Below are 21,759 nucleotides of genomic sequence, written 5' to 3'. Positions count from 1 at the left end.
GAAGTTTTGGTCGCTATGGGGTCTCCTAGGGAGATTTCAGCCAGAGTCCATCACGGTGACGGGCCCTTCCGTCGAGGTCGAGGGCGCCGAGCGTTGCGATGACATCCCGTGTGGACATCCCCGTCACAATCGAGAGTTCACCGACGCTTCGGGGCTTGCGAGCACTCAACGCATCGATCACCCGAATTGCCTCGGGCCCGTCGGACGCATCCCGACCGGAGGTCGTTTCGGCTCCGTCGGCCGACGGCGCCTCGCCGGCGAAACCGGCGAGTTCGGCGATCTCCTCTGCGCTGGTGACGCATTCCGCCCCGTACTCGCGGATGAGACGGTGGCAGCCAGAGGAAGCGGGTGAGGTGACCGGACCGGGAACCGCCCCGAGCGGACGGCCGATGGTGGCGGCGTGGCCCGCGGTATTGAGCGATCCGGATCGTCGGCCGGCCTCGACGACCACTGTGGCCGTGCTGGCGGCCGCAATGAGCCTGTTGCGCATGAGGAAGCGCCACTTCGTGGGAGACGACCCGCACGGCAGCTCGGCGATGAGGAGGCCGCGCTCGGCCACGCGGCGGAGAAGCTCCGTGTGACCGGCCGGGTACAGGCGGTCGACACCTCCCGCGAGGAAGGCGACCGTCGCCGCATCGCTGGCAAGGGTCGCGCGATGCACCGCTCCGTCGATCCCGTAGGCGCCTCCGGACACGGTGAGGAATCCACGGTCGGCCAGTCCGGAGGCCGCCTCCATCGCCACGTGCTCGCCGTAACCGGTTGCAGCCCTGGCACCGACCAGCGCAACGGACCGCCCGAGACTGCCGAGGAGACCCACATCTCCGCGTACCCACAGCGCGTGAGGCGCACCGTCGCCCAGGTCGTCGACGGCATGTGGCCAGCAGGCGTCCTCCGGTGTGACGAGCACCGCGCGAAGGTGTCCGGCCGACTCGAAGATGCGAACGGCGGCCGACTGTGAGGCACGCGGTCTCCAGCGCTCGAGCGCCTTAGCGAGCCGACCCTGCATGCCGTCCGCCATGGCCGGATCATTCTCGCGGATCAGGTCGAGGACGCGGGGTGCCTCCCACCCCTCGACTATTGCGCGCAGTGCTCGAACCGGACCGATCGCTCCGACGATCGCACCTGCATCGGTGTCGCCCGGCTCGCCGAGCGCCGTCATCACCCCGCGTGCGAACCGGGCGCGCGTGGTCGACGGCCCAGTCTCGCCCGATCCCGGCGTGAAAGGCCCAGCCTGTCTGGTAGGAGCCGGGACCACAGGGCCCACGCAGGCACTCAGCTGCTCGTCGGTCAGGCCGAGGAAGGTCATGACTCCATCCCCCGCCGAAGGAACAGTGCCGCGCCGACGTGGTGGGCCGTCGGCGCCTCAGCCGTGTCGAGGTCGGCGAGCGTCCACGCCAGCCGGAGCGTACGGTCGAACCCGCGCATGGTGATCGCGCCTCGCTCGAAGGCCCGATCGAGGGCCGCGGTGGCGGCGTGCGGCAGCCTTCTCGGCCCGGTTCTCAGCCAGCTTCCGGTCACTTCTGAGTTGCGCGTCCAGGGGGTCGTCGCAAGCCGCTCTGCCGCGACCGCTCGTGCCCCGACGACCCGATGCCGGATCGCCTCGCTCGTAACCGCGGCAGACGTCGTGACCCCGTCTGGCTTCGACGCAGGACTTGTGGCTCCCGACGCACGCATTGCCGCGACGCTGAGCCTGCGCACGGTCAGCCGGATGTCGACACGATCGAGCAACGGCCCCGACAGTCGCGCGAGGTAACGCCTGCGAGCGATCGGAGTGCAGGTGCATTCGTCGTCCTGCGAACCGTACCTCCCGCACGGGCAGGGGTTCGCCGCAAGAACGAGCTGGAAACGTGCAGGAAAGGCGGCGACGCCGCTCGCGCGATGAATCGCGATCCGTCCCGACTCCAGAGGCTGACGGAGCACGTCAAGCACGCGCGCGGGAAATTCGGGTGCTTCGTCGAGGAAGAGCACTCCGTTCGTCGCGCGAACCACGGCGCCGGGGACGATCCGCCCGCTGCCTCCACCCACGATCGAAATCGCCGATGCCGTGTGATGCGGCGCCTCGAACGGCGGGCGTCGCACGAGCTCTCCCCCGACGCCAACTCCCGTCAGCGATCTGATCGAAGTGACCTCGAGGGCCTCCTCGTCGGTGAGGTCGGGCAGGATGCCTGGCAACCGGGCGGCGAGCATCGTCTTGCCAGCCCCCGGCGGCCCGACCATCGACACGTGGTGCGCGCCTGCGGCCGCGACGATGAGCGCCTCGATCACATCCTCGTTCCCCAGCACGTCGCTCATGTCGAGACCGCCCTCGGCTGTTTCCCGACGGTCGGTCGAAACGGGGAGCCCCACGGGTTCGACCGGCCGCGGCGAGAAGCGGCCGCCGTGCCAGATCGCAGCATCCCGGAGGGACCCCACGGCGATGACCCGGATCCCGTCCACCAGGTGAGCCTCGTCGGCATTCGCCGCTGGAACCATGACATTCGCGAATCCGGCCCGACGCGCGGCGGCGACCGACGGAAGCACCCCTGGAATCGGTCGGAGCCGACCGTCGAGCCCGAGCTCACCGAGGTGGACCACACCCGCCACGGAATCGACCGAGACGTCGCCGGCCGCGGCGAGAGCCGCGACTGCGATCGCGAGGTCGAATCCGGAGCCCTGCTTGCGCAGAGCTGCGGGCGAGAGATTGATGGTGAGTTTGCGCTGCGTCAGTGGGCATCCCGCATTGACGGCAGCCGCTCGGACGCGTTCGCGGGACTCGCCGAGTGCCGTGTCCGGCAGTCCGATGAGCACGAACGCCGGAAGCCCCGGTGCGATGTCCGCCTCGACTTCGACGACGTGTCCCTCGAGCCCGTTCAGCGCGACGGCGAATGTCCTCGCCACGGCCATCAGACAGCTCCGCGCACGTGTTCGACGATCGGACTCGGGCTCCACGCGTCGCGGACCGCCACGACGTCGATACGCAACTCGGCGGATGCCCGATTCTGCCTGCACCATTCCGCCGCGAGCCGTCGAAGACGTGCGGCTTTGGCTGGAGTGATCGCCTCGAACGGATGCCCGAAGGTGGTCGACGACCTCGTCTTCACCTCGGCGAAGACAGTCGTCTCGCCCTCGCTCAGAACGATGTCGATCTCGCCTGACCCACAGCGCCAGTTACGCGCGATCACCGTCATGCCCCGCTGTTCGAGCCACGTCGCCGCGATCTCTTCACCCCGTCGACCGAGGTCGTCTTTGTCTGCCATTGGTGCCTCCGGAACCAGCCTCGCGGCATCCGCGAGACGATTTCCGGGCGCGCAGAAATCTGTGGAGGAAAGCCCTCAAAGGCGCTCTGTGGAGGAAGCGGCCCTACTCGTCGAGCGCGAGTTCCTTGGGCAGCTCGAAGTCTTTGCTCGACAGCTCCTCGATGTTGACGTCTTTGAACGTCAACACACGCACGGACTTGACGAAGCGGTCTGAGCGGTAGACATCCCACACCCAGACGTCGTTCATCGTCAGCTCGAAGTAGAAGTCGTGCTCGGTGTCACGCCGCACGAACTCCACTTCATTGGCAAGGTAGAAACGCCGCTCGGTCTCGATCACGTACTTGAACTGTGAGACGACGTCGCGGTATTCGCGGTACAGTGCCAGCTCGACCTCGCGGTCGTAGTCGTCGAACTCGTCTTCATCCATCGTCCGACAAGTCTATGCCGGTTTCACTCGACCTGTTCGCGCGGGACGTCGCCCTTCAACCAGCTGAGCCGGTGATAGTCACTCGGCCCGAGCAGATCGATGGCGGCGAAGTGGGCACGGCTCGCATACCCCTTGTTCGACGTCCAGCCGTAGCCGGGCGTCACGACGTCGCGTTCGATCAGCAACCGGTCGCGGTGCACCTTGGCGATGACGGATGCCGCGGATACCGACGCGCAGTCACGGTCCGCCTTGATCCTGGTCACCACATCCACCCGCGCGTCGAGTGCGGGGTTCAGGTAGTCCCAGTTGCCGTCGAGCACGAGCGTGCTGGTCGCGATCGGCGCACCGAGCGCCTCGAGGCTTTCAAGGGCGCGCCGGCCCGCGAGGCCGAGGCACCGGCTCAGCCCGAGCGAATCGATCTCGTCCGCCGAAGCGAGTCCGACGGCCGAGTACAGAACCCATTTCGTGCACAGAGGGGCGAGCAGCTCACGGTGCGGCTCCGGCAGCAGCTTGGAGTCGCGGAGACCCTTCGGCATCCGCTTCACGCTCTGGTCGATCACGACCATGCCCACCGCGACCGGTCCGGCCAGCGCTCCGCGCCCGACCTCATCGCAGGCGATGATCGACTCAACGCCGCTGCGGAACAGCGAACGTTCGAATCGCAGGGTCGGATCTGCGGGCATTACTTCTGGTCGTCCTCCACACCACGGAACACGTCGGGATAGTTGTCGAGCCAGGTCCACCGACTGACCGGCCAACTGATCACGAACGCGCGGCCGACCACGTTGCTGATCGGCACGAAACCCTTGCCGGGGTCATTCACATGGTAACGAGAGTCGGCCGAGTTGTACCGGTTGTCTCCCATCACCCACAGCGACCCCTTAGGCACGGTCACGTCGAAGGTGATTCCGGATACGGCCTGCGAGCCCGGCGGGAGGAGAACGTAGGGCTCCTTGAGAGGAACACCATTGACACTCATCTGACCGAGTGCGTTGCAGCACGTGACGTGATCGCCTGGAAGGCCGATGACGCGCTTGATCAGGTGGTCATTGCTGTCGGGCGCGGAGAGACCGACGAATGAGAGGGCCGCGTCCCACGCAGCGGCGATGGGATTCTGGTTGGTCGGCAGGGTGGGCGGAAGCCAGCCGCCCGGATCGCGAAAGACGACGACATCTCCGTGCTGGATCGGGATGAGGTTCGGCTCGAGCTCGTTCACGATGATGCGGTCGTTGATCTGGAGCGTGTTCTCCATGGACGCCGACGGGATGTAGAACGACCGGACGACGAACGTCTTGATCAGGAAGGAGACGAGGACCGCCACCACGAAGATGATGAGGATGTCACGGATGAAGAGCTTCACGCTGCGCTGTTTACGGCGCTTGTCTGCCGCCGCGCGGTCTGTCCGCGTGGGCAAAGTATCTTCTGTCGTTTAACCGCCTGAGCTCCCGACCCAGTTTATGGGATCGGGAGCTCAGGATTTGCCGGGAGCCGACCGCGGGTCGGCGGCAGCGGCTTAGCTTTCGCGCTTTTCCTTGATCTTGGCCTTCTTGCCACGGAGCTCGCGAAGGTAGTAGAGCTTGGCGCGACGAACGTCACCGCGCGTCACGACCTCGATGTGGTCGATGATCGGGGAGTGAACCGGGAAGGTACGCTCGACGCCGACCTGGAAGCTGACCTTGCGGACCGTGAAGGTCTCGCGGACGCTCTCGCCTGAGCGGCCGATGACGACGCCCTGGAAGACCTGGATACGAGAGCGGCTGCCCTCGACGATGTTGACGTGGACCTTGACGGTGTCGCCCGCGCGGAAGTCCGGAATGTCCTTCTTGAGGGACGCTGCGTCCAGCTCATCGAGAATGTGCATGTGTGTTCGCTCTCTGTACCCGCCACAGGTCGAGGACGGACTTGGGGCTGCCGTGCAGGGTGCACGACGGGCCGAATTGTCAGTTATGGGGTGACCGCGAAGAATGCTGGCTCCCCTGTGGCAGAGCCTGGCCGCGGCACAAACAACTATTCTGCCATGGACAGGCAGTCTTTACCAAAGCGGTCGGAGCCGGGAGCCCGCCCGCGCCTCCATCATTCCTCGTCGCGGCGCTCTTCGATCACGATGTACTCGCCGCCGTCGACGAAACCGGGATCGGGGCGCCCGGCCTGATCCGGCTGCGCAGCACGCTCATACGCGTCGAACGTCAGCTGCACACGGGCGCGCGTCTCGACGAGAAGCTCCCACAGCGACACCCAGAACATCGCGAGACCGAGCAGGATGCCGAGCACCGCGATCCAGCCCGCCGCACCCGGGATGAAGCATCCGAACGCGATGATCGAGACATGCCAGGCGGCAAGAAGCCCGACGTCGTACCAGGACACGGCCCTGGCTTCGCGGACGCTTCTGCGCGCAGCGATGATGCCGCCGATCGCGAGCATCGCGATGAAGAGCACGGGGCAGGCGATGAGCAGCCCCAGGAATGTCCAGCCGCCGCCTCCGAAGATCGCCCAGCCGACGAGCAGCCAGGCAGGAAGGATCACGGCGGATGGGAACAGCCACCAGTAGAACGCCCTGCGGAGGATCACGGCACCAGATTATCCTCGGCCGGCTGTGCACGGCCTGCGGGTTCGCTGACGGCATGAAAAACTGTCTCCATGATCGAGTTGAGGACGCCCGCGGAGATCGAGGCAATGAAGCCGGCAGGCAGGTTCGTCGCGGAGGTGCTGCGCACCACGAGCGCGGCAGCCAAGGTCGGGGTCAACCTGCTGGAGCTTGACAGGATCGCGCACGACCTCATCCGCAAAGCCGGTGCCGTCTCCAGCTACATCGACTACCACCCCTCGTTCGGCGCCAGCCCGTTCGGCAAAGTGATCTGCACCTCGGTCAACGACGCCGTGCTCCACGGCCTCCCCCACGATTACCGCCTGCGCGACGGCGACCTGCTCTCGCTCGACTTCGCCGCGGCCGTCGACGGCTGGGTGGCCGACTCGGCGGTCAGCCTCGTGGTCGGCTCGGCTCGTGCAGACGACCTCCGGCTCATCGACACCACCCGGCGCGCTCTCGACGCAGCGATCGCCGCCGCGCATCCGGGCAACAAGATCGGCGACATCTCCGCGGCGATCGCCGCGGTCGCGCACGCGGAGGGCTACTCGATCAACACCGACTTCGGCGGCCACGGCGTCGGCCGCACCATGCACGGTGATCCTCATGTGCCCAACGACGGCCGGGCCGGGCGCGGCTACCCGCTGCGACCGGGACTGGTGATCGCCATCGAACCCTGGTTCCTCGAGACGACGGACAAGATCGTGACGGATGCGGACGGCTGGACCCTCAGAAGCGCCGACGGCTCGCGAGGGGCCCACTCCGAGCACACCATCGCGATCACGGACGACGTCCCCATCGTCCTCACCGCCCGCGACTGACCGCATCCCGCTCATCGAGCACAGGAAAAAGCACCTTCAGGCGCGCGAATAGGGTGCTTCTTCCTGTGCTCGACGGAGACTCTGGTCGAGAGCGCGGGCGACGAGGGCGGCTCAGTCGAGAAGATCGGGGCGCACGCGGCGCGTGCGGTCGAGCTGCTGCTCACGTCGCCAGGCGTCGATCGCTCCGTGGTTGCCGCTCAGGAGCACCAGCGGGACTTCGCGCCCGCGCCAGACCGACGGCTTCGTGTAGCTCGGGTACTCGAGCAGTCCATCTTCGTGTGATTCCTGCACCAGGGACTCCGGGTTGCCGACAACACCGGGGATGAGGCGACCGATCGCCTCGATCATCGCCATCGTCGCGACCTCTCCCCCGTTCAGCACGTAGTCGCCGAGGCTCATCAGCCGAACGCGGGCGCGGGAGGCGGTCTCGTCGAACACGCGCTGGTCGATTCCTTCATAGCGACCGCATCCGAAGACCAGATGGTCCTCGCCTGCGAGTTCGCGAGCGGTGGCCTGGGTGAACACGTCACCCGCCGGCGACGGGAAGATGACCACCGGATCCCCCGGGCTCGTGTCGAGGATGCCGTCGAGCGCTTCACCCCACGGCTCCGGCTTCATGACCATGCCGGCGCCGCCGCCGTACGGGGTGTCGTCGACTGTGCGGTGCCGGTCGTGCGCGTTGTCGCGGAGGTTATGGACACCCAGGTCGATGATCCCCGACTGCCGGGCCTTGCCGAGTAGTGAGATGTCGAGCACATCGAAGAACTCGGGGAAGATCGTGACGATGTCGATGCGCATGGAGGCCAATTCTAACGGGGCCTATTGCGGCACGACGGCGAGCTCCCGGTCGCGCGGGACCAGCGGGATGGCCGCGAGCGGGCAGAGCGCCACCGACGCGAAGGCGAGGGGGAACCCGATGAGTGTGATCAGGCCGCCGACCGCGGGGCCCACGATGGAGGCCGCGAGGAACTGCCCCGTGTTCTGGGCGCCGAGCGCGCGTCCCGACCAGAAGGGACCAGCGATCTCGGCCACCGAAGTGTAGGCGAGACCGTTGTCCGCGACCGTCACCACGGCCGCCACGACCAGGATGACCGCGGCCCAGGTTGCTCCGAGAGTGGCACCGACGGCCATCAGCAGCATCACCGCGACGGCCGAGACAGCGACCCAGCGCAGGGGCGCTAGCCGACTGCCGACGCGGTCGCTGAGCACCCCGACCCCGATCCGCCCGACGGCGCCGACGAACTGGCTCGCTCCGATCACCAGCCCGGCCCCGAGAGCCGGGAAGCCGAGTTCGGTTACGAGCCACACCAGGCCGAAGGTCGAGACCGCGAACTGCGGCACGACGAGGAGGATCGACACCCCGTGGATGCGCCACAGCAGTGACGTCGAACGGTACGGATTCCATCCCGCCTGCGGATGCGCATCGACCTCGTTGCTCGCACTACGTTCCGGCCGCGGCGGATCGACGATCCAGATCGCGCAGAGAACGGCGGAGACGCCGGTCAGCACAGCGGGAACCACCAGCGCAGCGGGAATGCCGAAGGTGGATGCCAGGATCGGGATGCTCACCGCCGCTATCGCAACCCCGAGCGGCTGGCACATCTGGCGGATGCCCATCGCGAGGCCCCGGCGCTCGCGCGGGAACCAGCCGACCACGACGCGTCCGCTCGCCGCATTGGGACTGGCCGACGCCATCCCACCGATCAGCAGGAAGAACCCGAGACCGATGTAGCCGCTCGCGAACATCGCGCCGATCGCCGCCAGCGCCGTCACGGCGAGGCCGGATGCGATCACCCACCGTTCGCCGATGCGATCGCTGAGCGCACCCCAGGCGATCAGGGTCGTGACCATTCCGAGTGTGGGCGTCGACGCCAGCAGGCCCGCCTCCGCGAGGCTCAGCCCGCGTTCGGTGTGGAGGAGCGGGATGAGGAAGGCCGGAGTGCTCACGAAGACCGTCGAGCTCGCCTGGGCGACGACACCGAGGGCGAGCATCAGCCAGGGGCGGGCGGTTCGTGTGCGGGTGATCGTTGCGGTCACGGTGCTCCTTCCGGCATCAGCGAGGTCTTTTGGTATACCCTAGCGGTATACCAGCTCGGTATACCAAGCGAAAGGTCGTCCATGCCCGAGCAGACTCACGTGTACGAGCTCCTGCGCTCCGAGATCCTCGACCTCGAGCGCACGCCGGGCGCCCGCCTCACCGAGCGCGGCCTCGAAACGGAGCTCGGCGCATCCCGCACCCCGCTCCGTGCCGCGTTGATGCGACTCGAAGGCGACGGTCTTGTGGAACGCGTCGGGCGTGCCTGGCAGGTCTCGCCGATCGACCTCGGCGAGATCGCCCAGCTCAGCGAACTGAGGGATGCGCTCGAGACCGCCGCGGTGCGCCTCAGCTGCGAACGAGCACCCGCAGAAGCGATCACGTCGCTGGGGCGCAGACTCGGGGCCTTCGACATCGCCGCCCCGAGCGACGAGGGTGTGCGAGCGGGAACGCATTTCCACGTCGAACTCGCAAGGCTGTCCGGCAACCACTTCTTCGCCGACAGCGTCGCGTCGGCCATGACCCGCCTTGAACGCACCAGGTGGCTGGAAGTCCGCACCGAGGACGCACGCCGCACGGCCTGGCAGGAGCATCGCGAGATCGTCGACCTCGTCGCCGCGCGGGATGCGGATGGGGCGGCGGACCGCATCCACCACCACATCGTCGCGACGCACCAGCGCCTGCTCGCGTCACTCGACGCGGACACCCGCATCCTGCGCGCTCGCGGCCTCGCCGTCGTGCGCTGAGATCACCCGGGAACGAGAAAACGGACCGGCGCACCTCAGCGGCGCAACCGGTCCGTTTCGTGATCTACTCGGCCGTTTCGGGCTCCGCGTCGTCAGGGGACTCGTCATCGTCATCGGGCAGTTCTTCGAACAACCCCGTCGGCGGCGTGAGGATGACGGTTCCCGCTGCCAGATCGACCGAAGGCACGATCGCTTTGACGAACGGGACCAGCACCTCGCCCGCATCCGTCTTGATCGCGAGCAGGTCCTGGGCAGGCAGGTGGTCGACCCGGGCCACGAGCCCGACCTTCACGCCGTCGCGCACCGCGGCGAGACCGACCAGCTGGTGGTCGTACCAGGCGTCCTCCTCTTCAGGGAGCTCCGCCGGGTCCTGATTGACCCAGAGAATCGCCTTGACGAGAGTCTCGGCTTCGCTGCGATCGTCGACGCCCTTGAAGAAGCCGACCGCGTGACCGTTGTACCAGCGGAGTTCCGTCAGTTCGAGGGTCTTGCCGTGCCACTTGGAGCCGGTCGGGACCTGCAGTGTGAACACCGCGCCGGGCGTGAACCGCTGCTCGGGAGTGTCCGTATACAACTCGAGTTTGAGGGCGCCCTTCAGCCCATGCGCCTTCGTCAGACGACCGACCCGAAGTTGAGTCTGGGCAGGCTTGTCGGCCGACACCTCAGTAGTCGGTGTCGACGACGTCGACGCGCACGCGACGTCCGTCGGCGAGCGCGGCGACGAGCGTGCGCAGCGCCTTGGCGGTGCGCCCGGCCCGGCCGATGACCCGGCCGAGGTCCTCGGGGTTCACGCGAACCTCGAGGACCTCGCCGCGGGGCGAATTCTTTGCTACGACGTGCACATCGGCCGGGTGATCGACGATCCCCTTGACCAGGTGCTCGAGAGCGGGACCGAGCAAGGCTAGGCCTTCTCGCCGTCGGCGGCGGCTTCGGTGATCTCTTCCGCAGCCTCGACGACCTCGGCCTCGGCGGCCTCTTCGGCCTCGACCTCGGCTTCGACGACGGCCTCGGCCTCTTCGACCACCGGAGCCGGCTTCTCAGCCTTGGGCTTCAGAACCGGCTTCTTCTTCTCGTCAGCGACGAACTCGACCTTGGCTTCCTTGGTCTTGACCGTGTTCGTAGCGTTCTTGTCACCCTTGAAGGTGCCCCAGTCGCCCGTGAGCTTCAGCAGCGCGGTTACCTGCTCGGTCGGCTGTGCGCCGACACTGAGCCAGTACTGCGCACGCTCGGAGTTGACCTCGATGAGCGAAGGCTCCTCGGTGGGGTGGTACTTGCCGATCTCTTCGATGACGCGGCCGTCGCGCTTGGTGCGCGAGTCGGCGACGACGATTCGGTAGTAGGGCGCGCGGATCTTGCCGAGGCGCTTCAGACGAATTTTGACAGCCACAATTCTCCTGTGTTGTATGAGGTGTTTGAACGAACTGACTGCCGTGAGCGTGGGGGCACACTCGGCAGGAGGTCTATGGGGTTCTCTCTCGCCTGATTAGAGGGTCGGGCGGAACAGAACTCAACTAGCTATTCTGTCAGATACACCGGGCTTTGAATAATCGGATGGGCGGAACGACCAGATGCAGATCGATTTCGCAGCATCCGAGAGGTCGACCGTCGGCATCGAATGGGAGCTCGCGCTCGTCGACGGGTCATCCGGTGACCTCGTGCACATCGCGCAGGAGGTCCTCGAGGCTCTGGGTACGCCCGACGGCAAGGAGCATCCGCAGATCACCCACGAGCTCCTGCTGAACACGGTCGAACTGGTCAGCCGGGTGCATCACACCGTTCCGGATGCGGTCGCCGACCTCAATGAGCTGATGGCGCTCGTCCGCGAGGTCACCGATCCTCTCGGCGTCGAGCTGATGTGTGCGGGGACCCATCCGTTCGCCCAGTGGTTCGACCAGAAGGTCACCCCGAACGAGCGCTACGACCGACTGCTCGACCGCACACAGTGGTGGGGCCGCCAGATGATGATCTGGGGCATCCACGTCCACGTCGGCATCGATGAGCGGGACAAGGCCCTGCCGATCGTCAACGGCCTGCTCACCTACTACCCTCACCTGCAGGCGCTCAGCGCGTCCAGCCCGTTCTGGGGCGGTGCGAAGACCGGGTACGCCTCGAACCGCGCTCTCATGTTCCAGCAGCTGCCGACAGCGGGACTCCCCTGGCAGTTCGGGAGCTGGGCGAACTACGAGGAGTACGTGCAGGACCTGGTCAACACCGGCGTCGTGCACGATTACAGCGAGGTGCGCTGGGACATCCGTCCGTCCCCGCACTGGGGAACCGTCGAGATGAGGGCCTGCGACGGGCTGTCGACCGCCGAGGAGGTCGGGGCGGTCGCGGCGATCATCCATTGTCTTGTCGACCGGATGTCCGGCCAGCTCGATGACGGCGTCGAACCGGTGAGCCTGCAGCCGTGGTTCGTCCGTGAGAACAAATGGCGTGCCGCCCGCTACGGGATGGACGCCGAAGTCATCCTCAATGCCGCCGGAGACGAACGCCTGGTCTCGGACGAGCTGCGCGACCTGGTCGTCGAACTCGCACCGATCGCCGAACGGCTCGGGTGCCTGGAACAGCTGGAGAACGTCGACCTCATACTGGAGCGTGGCGCGAGCTACCAGCGACAGCTGCAGGTCGCCGAGGAGAACGGTGGCAGCCTCCAGGCCGTGGTGAGCTCGCTCACCCACGAGTTGCGGAACGGACTTTCACGAGTGTGAACGCCGACACCGACGGCCGGGTCCCGACACGCGGCCGCACTCACAGCATCCGCGCAGTTCCGAGGATTTACGCTCACTCCGTGCGCGTGACGACTTCCCCCCGACGACTGCTCTTCGTGGTCGCCGGCCTGACCGTGCTCGCAGCGCTCAGCGGGTGCTCCGCCGTAGCCGCAGAGCGGTCGGCGGCAGCGGATGCGAAGGCGGCGTCGGCGGACCATGCAGCGGCCACCGTGACTGCCGTCGCCATCGGCGACTCCATCTCCCACGGCCGCGGAGTGCTCCCCGCGCAGGCATGGCCCGAGCAGGTGGCCGCCGCGCACAAATGGGCGCTCGACGATGTGGCGATCAGCGGTTCCGGGTTCGTGAAGCCCGGCTGGGACGGTTTCACCTACGACGCCCAGGTCGAGACGGCCATCCGCCTGCATCCCCGCATCGTGCTGATCGCGGCGACGCGCAACGACCTGACGATCGGCGACCAGGCGCTCCGGGCGAAGGCCGTAGAGCTCCTGGGCCGCATCCGCTCTGCGCTTCCAGAAGCGACGATCGTCGGCACCAGTGCAGTGTGGGGAGACAACACGCCGCCCGCGCGCCTGGCCGCCGTCGACGCCCTCGTGCATGAGGCAGTCACCGGCGTGGGCGGAACGTGGCTCGATCTCGGTTTCCCGCTGGCCGGGCACCCGGAACTCCTCCAGGCCGACCACATCCACCCGAACGCGCCCGGTCAGATGGTCGTTGCAGACGTCGTCGAGCGCGCGCTCGACGCTGCCCGCATCACGGGCTGACTGCGCGCCGGTACCTCGAGAGCGACAGTTCCGGCCGAGGGCGACCGGCACACCTGACCCGCTCGACCGCAAGTGTCACTCTCGCGATGAAGTCGCGCTCAGCGCCCGAGGAACTTCTGCAGCGACGCGAGCTCTTCTTCGGTCGGGCCGTCCTTCTTCGCGGCTCCCCCGAGTCCGAAGCCTGAGCCGCCCGCAGCCGTGACCGGCTTGGCGCCGGACGCCAGAGCTGCGTTCTCGGCTGCGCGCTTGGCCGGGTTGCCCGAACGCGAGCCCTTCTTCTTCTGCTGCTGCTTTCCTCGGCCGCCCGTGAATCCGGCTCCCGGGATCGGCCCCATGCCGGGAACGTTCGGAACGCCGCCCTTGGAGACGGTCTTCATCATCTTCGCGGCCTGCTCGAAGCGGTTGACGAGCGAATTCACCTCGGTGACGGTGGAACCGGCTCCCTTGGCGATGCGCAGGCGGCGCGACCCGTTGAGGAGTTTCGGATTTGCGCGCTCCGCCTTGGTCATCGACTGGATGATCGCCTCGGTGCGCACGATCTCGCGCTCGTCGAAGTTGTCGAGCTGCTGCTTCATGGCGCCCGCACCCGGCAGCATGCCCATCATCTTCTTGATGGAGCCCATGTTGCGCAGCTGCTGCATCTGCTTGAGGAAGTCGTCGAGCGTGAACGTGTCGGTCGCGAACTTCTCCGCGACCTTGCGTGCCTCGTCTTCGTCGAACGCTTCCTGCGCCTGCTCGATCAGGGTGAGGATGTCACCGAGATCGAGGATGCGGCTGGCCATGCGATCGGGATAGAACGGCTCGAAGTCGTCGAGTCCCTCTCCGGTCGACGCGAAGATGATCGGGCGCCCGGTGACGGATGCGACGGACAGCGCCGCACCACCGCGGGCATCGCCGTCGAGCTTGGTGAGCACGACGCCGGTGAAGTCGACGCCGTCCTGGAACGCCTTGGCGGTGGCGACCGCGTCCTGGCCGATCATCGCGTCGATGACGAACAGCACCTCGTCGGGGTCGACGGCCTTACGGATGTCGCCGGCCTGCTTCATGAGCTCGGCGTCGACGCCGAGGCGGCCGGCCGTGTCGACGATGACGACGTCGTACTGTTTGGTCTCGGCGAACTTCATCGCCTCTTTGGCGACCTTGACCGGGTTGCCGACACCGTTGCCGGGCTCGGGAGCGAACACGGGCACGCCCGCCTGCTCACCGACGATCTGCAGCTGCGTGACGGCGTTCGGGCGCTGGAGGTCGGCCGCGACGAGCACCGGGGTGTGGCCGTCTTTGGCAAGCCACTTCGCGAGCTTTCCGGCGAGTGTCGTCTTGCCTGCACCCTGGAGGCCCGCGAGCATGATGACGGTCGGCGGCTTCTTCGCGAACTGCAGACGGCGCTGCTGCCCGCCGAGGATCGTCACGAGTTCTTCGTTGACGATCTGTACGACCTGCTGGGCAGGGTTCAGTGCCTTGTTGACCTCGTCGCTGAGCGCGCGCTCGCGCACGGTCGCCGTGAACGCCTTGACGACGTCGAGCGAGACGTCGGCATCGAGGAGTGCGCGACGGATCTCGCGAACGGTGCCGTCGACATCCGCGGGCGTCAGCTTGCCCTTGGTGCGGAGGTTCTTGAAGGTGTCTGCGAGCCTGTCAGACAGGGTTCCGAAAGTAGCCATGGTCCAGACAGTTTAACCGGCGGATGCTGAGCGCACGCGCTCGTTCAGCCCACTGCGCACATCCGGCCACTCTTCGGCGAGGATCGAGAACATCACGGTGTCGCGCACGGTGCCGTCCGCACGCCTCATGTGGCGCCGGAGCACACCCTCATAGCGCGCGCCGAGGCGGTCGATCGCCCGCTGCGAACGCTCGTTGCGGATGTCCGTCTTGAGCTGCACCCGGCCGGCACCGAGCCGGTCGAACGCGTTCTCGAGCAGCAGCAGCTTCGTCTCCGGATTGACGCCGGACGCCCACACCGCCTGCCGGTACGCGGTCGAACCGATCTCGAGCCGCGTATCCGGTGCCGAGACGTCGAGATACGACGTCTGGCCGACCGCCGTCCCCGCCGCCAGTCCGCGACAGGGAACAGCCAGCCGTACGATCCACTGGAAGCGCGGACCGGGCTGAAGCGCGTCCTCGAGGCGCGCCTGCAGCGCCTCGACATCGGCCGGCCGGCCGGCGATATGGCGCCAGACCGCGTCGTCGTCGAGCGCGGCGAACAGCTCACGCGCGTCGCGCTCCGGTTCGCGCACCCCGGTCAGCGTCACGATGCTTCCGCGCAGTTCGATCGAGGGGTCCATCGGCCACTGCAGCTCGGGCCAAACGGTATCGTCCGGCCGAGGATCCTGCCGGGGCTGGAACAGCTCCCCCATCAGCCCTGCATCTCGACGGCGACGACGTCGCCCCGGATATCGAAACTCACGATCAGCACCGAGTCGGTGTCGTCCGGGCTGATCGAGTAGTCGAACGTCGCGAAGACGTCCTCCTCATCCGAACGCTCCGGGTAGAGCGCGACCCGCATGAGCTGCAGGGAGCGCAGCACGTCGACCGCGATGTCGCCCGAGTTGTGCACCAGGAGATCGATGAGGCTCTCCCCCATCTCGTCCATCTGCTGGTCGACGTAATTCACCGTGGAGGACGCGCGTTCGCTCAGCTGCGCGACCAGTGCATCCCTCGCCCGGGCGTCGAAGCCTTCGAGCGCCTGGATGAGCGCCGCTGCGGCATCGAGGGAGTATTCGGTCACCCGCCTCTCGGACTCCGCCTGCAGGTCGACTTCGACCGCCTGGTCGCCGAGCTCGATGGTATCCTGCCAGGCCAGCCCGCCGCTCGCGGTCTCGTCGATGATCCCGAAATACTCGTGTTCGATCGCCATCGGATCCTCCTAGCCGATCAACTGCTGTGCGAAGACGTGCGGGGTGAAGCCGGTCAGATCGTTGATGCCCTCGCCCTGGCCGACGAGCTTGATCGGGATACCCGTCTTCTCCTGGACGGCGAGTACGAAACCGCCCTTGGCCGACCCGTCGAGCTTCGTCAGCACCAGCCCGGTCACGCCCGCGTGCTCGATGAAGGCTTCCGCCTGCGCGAGGCCGTTCTGCCCGGTCGTCGCGTCGAGAACGAGCAGAACCTCCGCGATCGGCGCCTGCTTCTCCACGACCCGTTTGATCTTCGACAACTCGTCCATCAGGCCGCCCTTGGTCTGCAGCCGGCCGGCCGTGTCGATGATGACGATCTCGATGCCCTCGGCCTTCGCGCGCTCCACCGTCTGGAAGGCGACGGATGCCGGATCCTGGCCCTGCTGCTGCGGGCGGACGATGTCGGCCCCGGCGCGCTCCGCCCAGGTCGCCAGCTGCTCGACCGCCGCGGCACGGAACGTGTCGGCCGCACCGACGATGACAGTTCGGTCGTAGGTGCGGAGGAACTTCGCGAACTTGCCGATCGTCGTCGTCTTGCCGACGCCGTTCACACCGACGACCAGCACGATCGCGGGACGCTCGGAGAGTTTGAGTGTCGGGTCGAGCTTCGACAACCGTTCCTCGAGGGTCTCCCGCAGCATCCGCTGGAGGTCGGCCGGGTCAGTCGTGCGGTACCGTTCGACCTTCGCCCTCAGGTCGTCGACGATCGCCTCGGTCACGTCCGCTCCGAAGTCGGCAGTGATGAGCGCGGTCTCGAGGTCGTCCCAGGTGTCGTCGTCGATGGTCTTCTTCGAGAACATCCCGCGGAGGGCGCTCGACAAGGACCACGGGGTGCGTTCAGCCATGGATTCACCCTAGTTGTTCGCAGGGCGCCTCTTCCTGCGACCGGTGCCTGAGGGGTACGTTTTCGACATGGAAGACGATACGAGCGCGGGGGAAGCCGTCGTCCGCGTTCTCGTCTTCCTCGACGCCGAACTCCGTGATCAGCTGGCGGCGGTGCGTCGCAACGACCCGGATGCGGTCCACCAGGCGCGCATCCGCGTCCGGCGCATCCGGAGCGTGCTCGCGGTGTATCGGCGGCTGTTCGCCCGCGGGCAGACCGAAGAGCTCAGGCGGGATCTCCGCACCCTCGGGGCGGCCCTCGGCACGGCGCGCGATCCCGAGGTGCGCGCGAAGGCGATGGAAGATCTGCTCCTCGCACGCACGTCGCCACCGGTGATCGATGCGGTCGAAGCTCTGGCCGCACAGTCGCAGCGAGAATTCCACCGGGCGCACGGCGCTCTCCTGCAGCTCTTCGAGACGGCCGAGCACGCGGCACTGCTCGACCGGATCACCCGGTTCGCCGTCGAGCCCCCGCTCCATCGCCGGGCTGCGCTGCCGGCCCGGCGCTGGTTCCGCAAGGCGCTCCGTCGTGAGGTCGCCCGCGTCGACGCGCGCGCACGGGCGGCGGCCGACCTGCGTCTCGAAGCTCTTCATGACCTGCGCAAGAAGGCCCGCCGGCTGCGGTACGCGGCAGACGCCGTGTCGAGCGAACCGGCACCCGTGCTCGGGTTGAGGACGCAGCGTCTCGCCTACGCGGCGGAGACAGCACAGGACGTGCTCGGCGACCATCGCGACGGCATCCTGCTCGCCCACCATCTCCGGCACGCCCTGGACCGGCACACACTCGGCCGGTCGGCTGCGACCGGCATCGGGATCTTCGCATCACGGAGCGAGAAGCAGGCGACCCGGGAACTCGACCGCCTCGACGTCGCGCTCGACGGCATCCGCGAGCTCTATCCGCCGAAAGGCTAAGAAGCCTTCTCCTGGGCGACCCGCTGCCCGACCACGGCGGACACGCCGTCCTGACGCATCGAGACGCCGTAGAGCGCATCCGCGATCTCCATCGTGCGCTTCTGGTGGGTGATCACGATGAGCTGGCTCGACTGGCGGAGATCCTCGAAGATCGTCAGCAGCCGCCCCAGGTTCGCGTCGTCGAGCGCGGCCTCGACCTCATCCATGATGTAGAACGGGCTGGGGCGCGCCTTGAAGATCGCGATCAAGAGGGCGACCGCTGCGAGGGATCGCTCTCCGCCCGACAGCAGTGAGAGGCGCTCTATCTTCTTTCCGGCGGGCCTCACCGACACCTCGATGCCGGTCGTGAGCATGTTGTCGGGATCGGTGAGCTGGATGCTTCCCGAGCCTCCGGGGAACAGCACCGGGAATACTTCGCCGAACGCCGCCTTCGTGTCCTCGAACGCGCTCTGGAAGATCGACTGCATCTTCTCGTCGATCTCCTCGATGATGGTGAGGAGGTCGCGGCGTGTATTCGTCAGGTCGGTCAGCTGCTCGGTCAGGAACTTGTGACGCTGCTCGAGGGCGGCGAACTCCTCGAGAGCGAGCGGATTCACGCGGCCCAGCTGCGCGAGCTTGCGCTCGGCCTGGGAGAGGCGCTTCTGCTGCTGCTCACGGTCGAATAGTTTCGTTTCAACCTCGTCGGAGTTCCCGGCACCCTCAGCATCCGGTTTCACATCCACCGGCACCGGAACCTCCGGCCCGTACTCGGCGACCAGAACGTCTTCGACCAGACCCAGTTCGCTGCCCGCACGCTCGAGCAGGCTGGACAGGTGCAGCTTCTTCTCGTAGATCTGCAGTTCCAGGCCGTGCACGTTCTCGGTGATGGCCTGCAGCCGCTCCCGGAGGGCACTCTCGTCCCGCCTCAGAACGGCCAGCTCCTCGTTCTGGCTGGCACGCTGGGCTTCCGCCGTGGCAAGCTCCACGCGAGCCTGGGCGACCGAACGATCGACCGAGTCGAGCACGGCGGGCAGCGCTTCGATCACGAGGGTCGCGGCGTCGACCTGCCGCCTGCGGATCACTGCCCGGCGGGCGGCCTCCTCGGCTGCCGCGCGTTCCGCGTCGAGCTGCCGGGCGAGCGCTTCGCCCCTGGCCTGCTCGGCGCGCACCCGTTCCTTGGCGGTCTCCACTCCGAGGCGCGACTCGACCTCCGTCTCGCGCGCCGTCTCGAGTTCGGCGTAGAGGGAGTCGCGGGCGCTCACGTCGAGGATCGGGCGCGGGCGTGCGCGAGCCGTCTCGAGCTCCGCCCTGGCCTTCTCGGAAGCGGCTTCCGCATCCGCCACCCGCTCCTCGGCGAGGCCGAGCGCGACACTCAGGCGATCGAACTCCGCCTGGGAAGCCTCCATCTGCACCTTGAGCCGGTTCAGCTGCTCGGTCTGCGCGGCGAGCTGCGAATCGAATTCGCGCAGGGCCGCGAGCGCCGCAGCCGACTGCTCCTTCGCGACCTGGAGCACGCCGCGCTGCTCGGCGAGAGCGAACTTCGCCCGGTCGATCAGCGACGTCACTTCACCGAGACGATCCTCGGCCGCATCGCGATCGGCGATCAATTCGATTCGGCTCTGCTTCGCGCCGGAACCGCCGCGGAGGACGAACTCCGTGAGCACTTCGCCGGCACGGGTGATGATCGTGACGGGAGCTCCGAGGCCACGCGCGCCGAAGGCGGCCGATGCCGCGCGCGCCGCATCGAGGTCGTCGGCGATCGCCGTGAACGACAGGACGCCGAGCACCCCACCGGGTGCCTCCACGACGGAACGGGCGGCGACGACGCCGTCGATGCCGGACAGGTCGACGTCGGGAGCGCTCGCGGCCGCGATGATGATCTCCACGCGTCCGAGATCGTCAGCGGATGCGTGGGCGACCGCCTCGAAAGCTGCGTCGCGATCTTCGGCGAGCACCGCATCCGCCAGCGAACCGAGGGCTGCGGCGATGGCAGCCTCGAATCCCGGGCGCACGCGGATGTGCTCGGCCGCGAGCCCCCTCACACCGGCGAGTCGGGCCTCGACGAGGGCTGCGGAGCCGTCCCTCTGGTTGAGCGCCTGCGAGAGGGCGCTGGTGCGTGCGGCGAGAGCGTCGCGCTCCCGCTCGAGCACGTGGAGTTCCTCGCGCAGCCGGTCGATTTCGCCTTCGGCCTCGAAGACGTCGGCCTGCGCGAGCTCGTAGGCCTCATCGAGGTTGCCCTCGCTCGCATCAGTGATCTCCGCCTCCGACTCGCGAGCGTCGAAATCGCTCCGCGCCTTCTCCTTGCGGTCGGTTGCGGCGTCGAGCGCGTTCTGCTGGCGAAGCACCTCGCCCCGCACTGCGGCGAGCCGTGATGCGGCGGCGTCGGACTGTCCGGTGAGCTTCGTGATCTCGAGGTCGTGGCGGGAGACGAGAGCGCTCTGGGCGGCGATCTCCTCATCCACCGAATCGAGACCGGCGCGCGCGGCGCGTGTCTTGGCCTGCGCGGCGACCCAGGCCGCCTCGGCTTCGGTGACGACGGCACGCAGTCGTTCGACCTCGGCCCGCGCATCCTCGACCATCTGGGGCGTCACGCCGGGCGCAGCATCCTGTGCCTCGGCCTGCGAGCCGAGAAGGGCAAGTCGCTGGTTCGCCATCGTGTAGAGGTTGCGGAGCCGCTCCTGCACCGACTCGAGCCCGAACGCGGTACGGCGAGCGACATCCACGTCGTCGCCGACCTGCGCCTGCTCGAGACGGGCGACCCTCAACTGCTTCTGTTCGAGCTGCTCCTGCAGGACGATGCGCTCGCTGTGCCGTTCGCTCTCAGTGCGCCCGTGCGCGTCGAGAGCGGTGCGCAGCGAGACGACCTCGTCGGCGAGCAGCCGGGCGCGCGCATCCCGCACGATGGCCGCGATGGACTGCGCTTCACGCGCGATCTCGGCCTGGTGTCCGAGCGGCTTCAACTGGCGCCGGATCTCGCCCGCGAGATCGCTGAGGCGCGTCAGGTTGGTCTGCATCGCCTCGAGCTTGCGCAGGGTCTTCTCCTTGCGCCTGCGGTGCTTCAGGATGCCCGCCGCCTCTTCGATGAAACCGCGTCTATCCTCGGGGCTCGCGTGCAGCACAGCATCCAGCTGGCCCTGGCCGACGATGACGTGCATCTCGCGGCCGAGACCCGAGTCGCTGAGGAGCTCCTGGACATCGAGCAGACGGCAGGCCTGTCCGTTGATCGCGTATTCGCTGCCGCCGTTGCGGAAGAGCGTGCGCGAGATCGTGACCTCGGAATACTCGATCGGGAGCGCCCCGTCCGAGTTGTCGATCGTCAGGGTGACTTCGGCCCGACCGAGCGGACCACGGGTCGAGGTGCCGGCGAAGATGACGTCTTCCATCTTGCCGCCGCGCAGGGTTTTCGCGCCCTGCTCGCCCATCACCCAGGCCAGTGCGTCGACGACGTTCGACTTGCCCGAACCGTTGGGCCCGACGACACAGGTTACGCCGGTCTCGAAGGCGAACGTCGTCGGCTGAGCGAACGACTTGAACCCCTTGAGCGTCAGGCTCTTCAGATACACCTGCCGCCCTTTCGTTCTGCGCGCTGGAGCTATGAGAATCGCACCGCGATTCGGCGACGCCGGCGCCGAGCGGGCTGCGCTCGCGAGGTCATCGCGAGCAAGATTACCCGACCGGCACCGCCGCGCCGCGCAGCCCACGCGCTCGTACCCCGTCGAGCACAGGAAAAGGCACCCTAATCGACGTGGATGA

The 21,759-nt window shown here is 67.4% G+C and carries 23 protein-coding genes; 5 read left to right on the top strand and 18 right to left on the bottom strand.

The features are described from left to right. Positions 1-25: 25 nt before the first annotated feature. From dprA to AAYO93_RS07040, 8 genes are all read right to left on the bottom strand, one after another. Positions 26-1,306 (bottom strand): DNA-processing protein DprA, encoded by a 1,281-nt coding sequence (gene dprA, locus AAYO93_RS07075; protein WP_345764284.1) that lies wholly within the window; start codon positions 1,304-1,306, stop codon positions 26-28. Then, positions 1,303-2,883, bottom strand: a complete 1,581-nt coding sequence (locus tag AAYO93_RS07070) for a YifB family Mg chelatase-like AAA ATPase (protein ID WP_345764283.1) — start codon at positions 2,881-2,883, stop codon at positions 1,303-1,305. Before AAYO93_RS07070 ends, dprA begins: the two co-directional genes overlap by 4 nt. Continuing rightward, entirely contained in the window at positions 2,883-3,236 is a 354-nt protein-coding gene (locus AAYO93_RS07065) for a YraN family protein (protein ID WP_345764282.1), read from the bottom strand. Before AAYO93_RS07065 ends, AAYO93_RS07070 begins: the two co-directional genes overlap by 1 nt. A gap of 103 nt (positions 3,237-3,339) precedes the next feature. Next, positions 3,340-3,663 (bottom strand): DUF2469 domain-containing protein, encoded by a 324-nt coding sequence (locus AAYO93_RS07060; protein WP_055813042.1) that lies wholly within the window; start codon positions 3,661-3,663, stop codon positions 3,340-3,342. Positions 3,664-3,686: 23 nt separating this feature from the next. Beyond that, positions 3,687-4,346 carry a ribonuclease HII gene (locus AAYO93_RS07055; protein ID WP_345764281.1) on the bottom strand — a complete coding sequence of 220 codons (660 nt, stop codon included), beginning with the start codon at positions 4,344-4,346 and terminating at the stop codon, positions 3,687-3,689. Beyond that, the gene (gene lepB / locus AAYO93_RS07050; protein ID WP_345764280.1) at positions 4,346-5,023 is read right to left on the bottom strand and encodes a signal peptidase I; all 678 of its coding nucleotides are present in this window, start codon (positions 5,021-5,023) and stop codon (positions 4,346-4,348) included. The genes AAYO93_RS07055 and lepB overlap by 1 nt, the downstream gene beginning before the upstream one ends. Positions 5,024-5,176: 153 nt before the next feature. Continuing rightward, positions 5,177-5,524, bottom strand: coding sequence for a 50S ribosomal protein L19 (gene rplS / locus AAYO93_RS07045; RefSeq protein ID WP_345764279.1), 348 nt, complete (start codon positions 5,522-5,524; stop codon positions 5,177-5,179). A 212-nt stretch (positions 5,525-5,736) separates the two neighbouring features. Beyond that, on the bottom strand, positions 5,737-6,231 hold the full coding sequence (locus AAYO93_RS07040) for a hypothetical protein (protein WP_345764278.1): 495 nt from the start codon (positions 6,229-6,231) through the stop codon (positions 5,737-5,739). A 69-nt stretch (positions 6,232-6,300) separates the two neighbouring features. Between AAYO93_RS07040 and map the strand changes: the two genes are divergently transcribed. Continuing rightward, complete coding sequence (map, locus tag AAYO93_RS07035; RefSeq protein ID WP_345764277.1) at positions 6,301-7,068, top strand: type I methionyl aminopeptidase; 768 nt, start codon at positions 6,301-6,303, stop codon at positions 7,066-7,068. A 111-nt stretch (positions 7,069-7,179) separates the two neighbouring features. Here the strand turns inward: map and trmD are convergent, their stop codons facing one another. Both trmD and AAYO93_RS07025 read right to left on the bottom strand, forming a co-directional pair. Further along, positions 7,180-7,866, bottom strand: coding sequence for a tRNA (guanosine(37)-N1)-methyltransferase TrmD (gene trmD, locus AAYO93_RS07030; protein ID WP_345764276.1), 687 nt, complete (start codon positions 7,864-7,866; stop codon positions 7,180-7,182). Between the two features lie 21 nt (positions 7,867-7,887). Then, positions 7,888-9,060, bottom strand: a complete 1,173-nt coding sequence (locus AAYO93_RS07025) for an MFS transporter (RefSeq protein WP_345764837.1) — start codon at positions 9,058-9,060, stop codon at positions 7,888-7,890. 126 nt (positions 9,061-9,186) lie between these two features. Here AAYO93_RS07025 and AAYO93_RS07020 point away from each other — a divergent pair, with 126 nt between their 5' ends. Beyond that, positions 9,187-9,849 (top strand): GntR family transcriptional regulator, encoded by a 663-nt coding sequence (locus tag AAYO93_RS07020; RefSeq protein ID WP_345764275.1) that lies wholly within the window; start codon positions 9,187-9,189, stop codon positions 9,847-9,849. 64 nt (positions 9,850-9,913) lie between these two features. Here AAYO93_RS07020 and rimM read toward each other — a convergent pair whose 3' ends face one another. The 3 genes from rimM to rpsP are packed head-to-tail and all read right to left on the bottom strand — an operon-like array spanning position 9,914 to position 11,236. Further along, positions 9,914-10,510: a ribosome maturation factor RimM gene (rimM, locus tag AAYO93_RS07015; RefSeq protein ID WP_345764274.1), complete on the bottom strand. Its 597-nt coding sequence runs from the start codon at positions 10,508-10,510 to the stop codon at positions 9,914-9,916. A gap of 1 nt (position 10,511) precedes the next feature. Continuing rightward, positions 10,512-10,748 carry an RNA-binding protein gene (locus AAYO93_RS07010; protein ID WP_345764273.1) on the bottom strand — a complete coding sequence of 79 codons (237 nt, stop codon included), beginning with the start codon at positions 10,746-10,748 and terminating at the stop codon, positions 10,512-10,514. Between the two features lie 2 nt (positions 10,749-10,750). Then, positions 10,751-11,236 (bottom strand): 30S ribosomal protein S16, encoded by a 486-nt coding sequence (gene rpsP / locus AAYO93_RS07005; protein ID WP_345764272.1) that lies wholly within the window; start codon positions 11,234-11,236, stop codon positions 10,751-10,753. A gap of 181 nt (positions 11,237-11,417) precedes the next feature. Between rpsP and AAYO93_RS07000 the strand changes: the two genes are divergently transcribed. After that, the gene (locus tag AAYO93_RS07000; RefSeq protein WP_345764271.1) at positions 11,418-12,557 is read left to right on the top strand and encodes a glutamate--cysteine ligase; all 1,140 of its coding nucleotides are present in this window, start codon (positions 11,418-11,420) and stop codon (positions 12,555-12,557) included. 86 nt (positions 12,558-12,643) lie between these two features. Beyond that, entirely contained in the window at positions 12,644-13,339 is a 696-nt protein-coding gene (locus tag AAYO93_RS06995; RefSeq protein WP_345764270.1) for an SGNH/GDSL hydrolase family protein, read from the top strand. Between the two features lie 98 nt (positions 13,340-13,437). Here the strand turns inward: AAYO93_RS06995 and ffh are convergent, their stop codons facing one another. From ffh to ftsY, 4 genes are all read right to left on the bottom strand, one after another. Next, on the bottom strand, positions 13,438-15,000 hold the full coding sequence (gene ffh / locus AAYO93_RS06990) for a signal recognition particle protein (RefSeq protein WP_345764269.1): 1,563 nt from the start codon (positions 14,998-15,000) through the stop codon (positions 13,438-13,440). 12 nt (positions 15,001-15,012) lie between these two features. Beyond that, positions 15,013-15,621, bottom strand: a complete 609-nt coding sequence (locus AAYO93_RS06985; protein ID WP_345764268.1) for a GNAT family N-acetyltransferase — start codon at positions 15,619-15,621, stop codon at positions 15,013-15,015. A gap of 71 nt (positions 15,622-15,692) precedes the next feature. Next, positions 15,693-16,193 carry a DUF2004 domain-containing protein gene (locus AAYO93_RS06980; RefSeq protein ID WP_345764267.1) on the bottom strand — a complete coding sequence of 167 codons (501 nt, stop codon included), beginning with the start codon at positions 16,191-16,193 and terminating at the stop codon, positions 15,693-15,695. A 9-nt stretch (positions 16,194-16,202) separates the two neighbouring features. Further along, a complete protein-coding gene (gene ftsY, locus AAYO93_RS06975) occupies positions 16,203-17,078 on the bottom strand; it encodes a signal recognition particle-docking protein FtsY (RefSeq protein ID WP_345764266.1) in 876 nt (291 codons plus the stop codon). A gap of 67 nt (positions 17,079-17,145) precedes the next feature. Between ftsY and AAYO93_RS06970 the strand changes: the two genes are divergently transcribed. After that, positions 17,146-18,027, top strand: a complete 882-nt coding sequence (locus AAYO93_RS06970) for a CHAD domain-containing protein (RefSeq protein WP_345764265.1) — start codon at positions 17,146-17,148, stop codon at positions 18,025-18,027. Here AAYO93_RS06970 and smc read toward each other — a convergent pair. After that, complete coding sequence (smc, locus tag AAYO93_RS06965) at positions 18,024-21,569, bottom strand: chromosome segregation protein SMC (RefSeq protein WP_345764264.1); 3,546 nt, start codon at positions 21,567-21,569, stop codon at positions 18,024-18,026. The genes AAYO93_RS06970 and smc overlap by 4 nt on opposite strands. Between the last annotated feature and the right edge of the window lie 190 nt (positions 21,570-21,759).

It is taken from the genome of Diaminobutyricibacter sp. McL0608 (genome assembly GCF_039613825.1).
In the GTDB taxonomy this organism is placed as follows: domain Bacteria; phylum Actinomycetota; class Actinomycetes; order Actinomycetales; family Microbacteriaceae; genus Diaminobutyricibacter.
This window is presented reverse-complemented; position numbering and strand designations above follow the sequence as displayed.

Coding starts and splice junctions, on each gene's coding strand:
- dprA (WP_345764284.1), bottom strand. CDS start 1,306: ATGACCTTCCTCGGCCTGACCGACGAGCAGCTGAGTGCCTGCGTGGGC.
- AAYO93_RS07070 (WP_345764283.1), bottom strand. CDS start 2,883: ATGGCCGTGGCGAGGACATTCGCCGTCGCGCTGAACGGGCTCGAGGGA.
- AAYO93_RS07065 (WP_345764282.1), bottom strand. CDS start 3,236: ATGGCAGACAAAGACGACCTCGGTCGACGGGGTGAAGAGATCGCGGCG.
- AAYO93_RS07060 (WP_055813042.1), bottom strand. CDS start 3,663: ATGGATGAAGACGAGTTCGACGACTACGACCGCGAGGTCGAGCTGGCA.
- AAYO93_RS07055 (WP_345764281.1), bottom strand. CDS start 4,346: ATGCCCGCAGATCCGACCCTGCGATTCGAACGTTCGCTGTTCCGCAGC.
- rplS (WP_345764279.1), bottom strand. CDS start 5,524: ATGCACATTCTCGATGAGCTGGACGCAGCGTCCCTCAAGAAGGACATT.
- map (WP_345764277.1), top strand. CDS start 6,301: ATGATCGAGTTGAGGACGCCCGCGGAGATCGAGGCAATGAAGCCGGCA.
- trmD (WP_345764276.1), bottom strand. CDS start 7,866: ATGCGCATCGACATCGTCACGATCTTCCCCGAGTTCTTCGATGTGCTC.
- AAYO93_RS07025 (WP_345764837.1), bottom strand. CDS start 9,060: ATGCTCGCCCTCGGTGTCGTCGCCCAGGCGAGCTCGACGGTCTTCGTG.
- AAYO93_RS07020 (WP_345764275.1), top strand. CDS start 9,187: ATGCCCGAGCAGACTCACGTGTACGAGCTCCTGCGCTCCGAGATCCTC.
- AAYO93_RS07000 (WP_345764271.1), top strand. CDS start 11,418: ATGCAGATCGATTTCGCAGCATCCGAGAGGTCGACCGTCGGCATCGAA.
- ffh (WP_345764269.1), bottom strand. CDS start 15,000: ATGGCTACTTTCGGAACCCTGTCTGACAGGCTCGCAGACACCTTCAAG.
- AAYO93_RS06985 (WP_345764268.1), bottom strand. CDS start 15,621: ATGGACCCCTCGATCGAACTGCGCGGAAGCATCGTGACGCTGACCGGG.
- AAYO93_RS06980 (WP_345764267.1), bottom strand. CDS start 16,193: ATGGCGATCGAACACGAGTATTTCGGGATCATCGACGAGACCGCGAGC.
- ftsY (WP_345764266.1), bottom strand. CDS start 17,078: ATGGCTGAACGCACCCCGTGGTCCTTGTCGAGCGCCCTCCGCGGGATG.
- AAYO93_RS06970 (WP_345764265.1), top strand. CDS start 17,146: ATGGAAGACGATACGAGCGCGGGGGAAGCCGTCGTCCGCGTTCTCGTC.